The following is a 4,418-nucleotide window of genomic DNA, read 5'->3' as shown; positions in this document are numbered from 1 at the left end:
TGTGCGTAGTGGCGGGTCGGGGTATCGTATTCAACGTGAGAAGTGTTGATGGTGATACCACGCGCTTTTTCTTCCGGCGCGTTATCGATCTGGTCGAATGCGCGAGCGGCACCGCCGTAGGTTTTAGCCAGTACGGTAGTAATGGCAGCGGTCAGCGTTGTTTTACCATGGTCAACGTGGCCGATAGTACCGACGTTAACGTGCGGTTTTGTACGTTCAAACTTTTCTTTAGACATCGATTGTCCCTCTAAGACACGGATAAATCGGTGATATCACCACATCAACCAGGCAACACGCCCGACTTGTTGAATGCTAATAAACAGAAGAGAAAAACAGGAAGGAGAAAAGAAGTGGTGCTGATAGGCAGATTCGAACTGCCGACCTCACCCTTACCAAGGGTGCGCTCTACCAACTGAGCTATATCAGCACATCTTGGAGCGGGCAGCGGGAATCGAACCCGCATCATCAGCTTGGAAGGCTGAGGTAATAGCCATTATACGATGCCCGCATCCTGGAACTCGGCTACCTGATTTTCATTCTGCACTGAATATCGAGAGAAACTCTCTTTATTCGAGCCGGTAAGCGAACTTATCGTCTCGGGCTGCGCCATCGCGCGGCCGAAAATGGTGGTGGGGGAAGGATTCGAACCTTCGAAGTCTGTGACGGCAGATTTACAGTCTGCTCCCTTTGGCCGCTCGGGAACCCCACCGGACTTGATGGTGCCGACTACCGGAATCGAACTGGTGACCTACTGATTACAAGTCAGTTGCTCTACCTACTGAGCTAAGTCGGCATCAAGTAGCGCGCATTCTATGGAGACCTGCGTGCTCATGCAACTAAAAAATTGCATAAAATGTTCTATCGCTCACATTTTGCGCTATAAGAGACAAAAATGCTCTAATTTCAAACAAGAGAGCATAAATTTTCGGCATTTTACCGACCGTCTGACCAGGATACGACGCGGCATTTCAACGCTCCGTCGATAGAAAGCAATCTTCTGTATCTGGTATATTCGTCACATTGCTTCTCAGGGATAGCTTTCACAGCGAGATTTTTTCTTATTATTCCTCCCCATCTGGTGTTACCCTCCTGCCCATTGTCCAAATTAACTTAAATGTGACGTGCCGTTGCATGTCAGGGATGGCCCTCGTTCATCGCTGAACTGATGTAGCAATAGCAGCCAGAAACATGCTTATGAGTATAAAAGAGCAATCGTTAATGACGCCTTACCTACAGTTTGATCGCAGCCAGTGGGCTGCGCTTCGCGATTCTGTGCCGATGACCCTGACCGAGGATGAGATCGCGCAGTTAAAAGGCATTAATGAAGATTTATCGCTGGAAGAAGTTGCAGAAATATATTTACCTCTCTCCCGTTTGCTAAATTTCTATATCAGTTCAAATCTGCGTCGTCAGGCTGTCCTGGAACAGTTTCTGGGCACTAACGGCCAGCGAATCCCTTACATCATCAGTATCGCGGGCAGCGTCGCAGTGGGTAAAAGCACGACAGCACGCGTTCTGCAAGCGTTGCTGAGTCGCTGGCCGGAACACCGCCGTGTTGAATTGATTACCACAGACGGCTTCCTCCACCCAAACCAGGTGTTGAAAGAACGCGGGTTAATGAAGAAAAAGGGGTTCCCCGAATCGTATGATATGCACCGACTGGTGAAATTCGTTTCTGACCTCAAGTCGGGCGTACCGAACGTGACGGCGCCAGTCTATTCTCATTTGATTTACGATGTTATTCCTGAAGGGGATAAAACCGTCGCTCAGCCTGATATATTGATTCTTGAAGGTTTGAATGTTTTACAAAGCGGTATGGATTATCCTCACGATCCGCACCATGTATTTGTCTCTGATTTCGTTGATTTCTCTATTTACGTTGATGCGCCAGAAGAACTTCTTCAGACGTGGTATATCAATCGCTTCCTGAAATTCCGCGAAGGGGCGTTTACCGATCCTGACTCTTATTTCCACAACTATGCGAAATTATCTAAAGAAGAAGCTGTTAATACAGCGGCTTCGCTTTGGAAAGAAATTAACTGGTTGAATTTAAAACAAAATATCTTACCTACGCGAGAACGTGCCAGCCTTATTATGACCAAGAGCGCTAACCATGCGGTGGAACAGGTAAGATTACGAAAATAACAGAAAAAAGGGGAGTACCGACTCCCCTTTTTTACTATTCGGCGCTTCGCAGCGATATTTCTCCGCCCATCCAGGGTTTAATCACACCATCCTGTTCAAGCAATAATGCGCCCTGAGTATCAATGCCGCGAGAAATACCAAATATTTCTTTGTCGCCAATAATTAGTTTTACCGGACGATCAATAAAATTATCCAGTTTTTTCCAGCGCGAAAGATAAGGAGAAAGACCTTCTTGCTCAAAAAGCTCAAGCGCAGCACGTAACTTATAAATCAGCTTTGCGGCCAGCATATTGCGGTCGAGCGTAATTCCGGCCTCTTGTAGTGTGATCCATCCCTGATTTATCACGTCCTCTTCTACGCGACGCATTGCCATGTTAATACCAGCGCCAATCACTATTTGTGCGGCATCGCCCGTTTTACCGGTTAACTCGACCAGAATACCCGCCAGTTTGCGGTCCAGTAGGTAAAGGTCGTTAGGCCACTTCACACGAACTTTATCTGCGCCCAGTTCACGCAGCACTTCCGCCATCACAATTCCAATGACCAGACTCAAGCCTATTGCCGCCGCAGGCCCCTGCTCCAGACGCCAGTACATTGAAAGATATAGATTCGCACCAAACGGTGAGAACCATTTACGCCCGCGACGACCACGCCCCGCCTGTTGGTATTCTGCTACACAGGCATCGCCTGAACGCAGCTCGCCAATTCGATCAAGTAAATACTGATTGGTTGAATCGATAACGGGCAATACCGCCACGTTTCCGCTATCCAGTTGGCTATGAATACGGTCAGCATCCAGTAACTGGATGGGTTCCGGTAAGCTATATCCTTTCCCGGGAACGGTAAATACATCTACTCCCCAGTCGCGTAATGTCTGGATATGTTTATTAATCGCCGCGCGGCTCATTCCCAGCCGTTCACCCAACTGCTCGCCTGAGTGAAACTCTCCGTCGGCAAGTAGTGAGATTAGCGTCAGGGGAACGGTAGTATCTTTCATGCAATGCTCTCCACAGCGTTCACCTCTCCGGACCGACCAATAAAGCGAACCTCAGGCTCCAGCCAGACATTAAATTTTTCACCCACTTTTTGCCGGACATGATGCGCCAGCGCCACCACATCTTTACTTGTCGCATCATTCGCATTAATCAATACCAGCGCCTGTTGGCGATGCACCGCAGCGCCGCCAATGGTGACGCCTTTCAACTGACATTGATCTATCAGCCAGCCTGCCGCCAGCTTCACTGAGCCGTCTGCCTGAGGGTAATGCGGCGCGTTGGGAAATCGTTCTAACAGTTCCATGGCGATATCGGCTGCGACAACGGGATTTTTAAAAAAGCTGCCCGCATTGCCATTCACTTTAGGGTCCGGCAATTTTGTGGTGCGCATATGGCATACAGCATCAAACACCTGTTGCGCGGTGACCGTTTTCGGGTCCAGACAAGTAAGATCGCCATAGGTCAACACCGGCTGCCATTGCTTTGACAAACGCAGACCCACCGCGACGATCGCAACGCGATCCTGATATTCATTTTTGAAGATACTGTCACGATAGCCGAAACGGCATTCCGCCGCGGACAAACGCAGACGTTTTCCCGTTTCCAGTTCAACGCAGTCAACGTAGTCGCAGACGCGCTGTAGTTCTACGCCATACGCGCCAATATTCTGTATAGGCGAGGAACCAACGCAGCCAGGGATGAGCGCCAGATTCTCCAGGCCGGGCATGTTGTTGTCCAGCGCGTAGCGAACCAGCTGATGCCAGTTTTCGCCTGCGCCGACGTATAGGTGCCAGGCGTCCGCGGTTTCATTGACCTCAATGCCTTTCAGGCGGTTAAGGATCACGGTGCCGGCGTAATTTTCCAGAAACAGGACATTGCTTCCTTCACCCAGGATCATAACCGGCAGTCCCTCACGAGTTGCTTGCTGCCAGGCGCTCAGTAGTTGTTGTTCGTTTTCAGCGCATACGATGTGCTTTGCACAATGATCAATGCCGAAGGTATTCCAGGGTTTTAGGGAGTGGGTCATGGCTGCTTTCCTGATACTCAATCGGCAATAGTTTACCGTATCTGTGTTGGGAAGGCTTGTGGTTATATTGAGGGTGGATCGGCGCGTCCCTGTAGGCTGGATAAGGCGGAGCCGCCATCCGGCAGACTACAGATAAAACAAAAGGCCCAGTCTTTCGACAGGGCCCTTCGTTTTATTTGATGCCTGGCAGTTCCCTACTCTCGCATGGGGAGACCCCACACTACCATCGGCGCTACGGCGTTTCACTTCTG

The 4,418-nt window shown here is 49.7% G+C and carries 5 protein-coding genes and 4 tRNA genes; 2 read left to right on the top strand and 7 right to left on the bottom strand.

Annotated features, from left to right (window positions below):
* The 5 genes from ACLJPQ_RS22395 to ACLJPQ_RS22375 form a co-directional block, all read right to left on the bottom strand.
* Positions 1–236 (bottom strand): GTP-binding protein (locus ACLJPQ_RS22395; protein ID WP_000031667.1); only part of this gene is annotated, 236 nt, incomplete at its 3' end.
* Between the two features lie 115 nt (positions 237–351).
* Positions 352–427, bottom strand: a tRNA-Thr gene (locus ACLJPQ_RS22390).
* A 6-nt stretch (positions 428–433) separates the two neighbouring features.
* A tRNA-Gly gene (locus ACLJPQ_RS22385) sits at positions 434–508 on the bottom strand.
* A gap of 116 nt (positions 509–624) precedes the next feature.
* Positions 625–709 (bottom strand) — tRNA-Tyr (locus tag ACLJPQ_RS22380).
* 8 nt (positions 710–717) lie between these two features.
* Positions 718–793 (bottom strand) — tRNA-Thr (locus ACLJPQ_RS22375).
* Positions 794–812: 19 nt separating this feature from the next.
* Between ACLJPQ_RS22375 and ACLJPQ_RS22370 the strand changes: the two genes are divergently transcribed.
* Entirely contained in the window at positions 813–986 is a 174-nt protein-coding gene (locus tag ACLJPQ_RS22370) for a hypothetical protein (RefSeq protein ID WP_001541267.1), read from the top strand.
* Positions 987–1,194: 208 nt separating this feature from the next.
* On the top strand, positions 1,195–2,145 hold the full coding sequence (gene coaA / locus ACLJPQ_RS22365) for a type I pantothenate kinase (protein ID WP_000023068.1): 951 nt from the start codon (positions 1,195–1,197) through the stop codon (positions 2,143–2,145).
* A gap of 34 nt (positions 2,146–2,179) precedes the next feature.
* On the opposite strand, the gene birA is transcribed toward coaA, so the two are convergent.
* Positions 2,180–3,142 (bottom strand): bifunctional biotin--[acetyl-CoA-carboxylase] ligase/biotin operon repressor BirA, encoded by a 963-nt coding sequence (gene birA / locus ACLJPQ_RS22360; protein WP_000655746.1) that lies wholly within the window; start codon positions 3,140–3,142, stop codon positions 2,180–2,182.
* On the bottom strand, positions 3,139–4,167 hold the full coding sequence (gene murB, locus ACLJPQ_RS22355; RefSeq protein ID WP_023250806.1) for a UDP-N-acetylmuramate dehydrogenase: 1,029 nt from the start codon (positions 4,165–4,167) through the stop codon (positions 3,139–3,141). The genes birA and murB overlap by 4 nt, the downstream gene beginning before the upstream one ends.
* Between the last annotated feature and the right edge of the window lie 251 nt (positions 4,168–4,418).

The organism is Salmonella sp. SAL04213 (assembly GCF_046550535.1).
Classification (GTDB): domain Bacteria; phylum Pseudomonadota; class Gammaproteobacteria; order Enterobacterales; family Enterobacteriaceae; genus Salmonella; species Salmonella enterica.
Note: the sequence above shows the minus strand (reverse complement) of the source record. Positions and strands in the feature narration are given on the sequence as shown.

Bases quoted from the DNA above. Each gene is read 5' to 3' on its own strand.
- ACLJPQ_RS22370 (WP_001541267.1), top strand. From the start codon at position 813: ATGGAGACCTGCGTGCTCATGCAACTAAAAAATTGCATAAAATGTTCT.
- coaA (WP_000023068.1), top strand. From the start codon at position 1,195: ATGAGTATAAAAGAGCAATCGTTAATGACGCCTTACCTACAGTTTGAT.
- birA (WP_000655746.1), bottom strand. From the start codon at position 3,142: ATGAAAGATACTACCGTTCCCCTGACGCTAATCTCACTACTTGCCGAC.
- murB (WP_023250806.1), bottom strand. From the start codon at position 4,167: ATGACCCACTCCCTAAAACCCTGGAATACCTTCGGCATTGATCATTGT.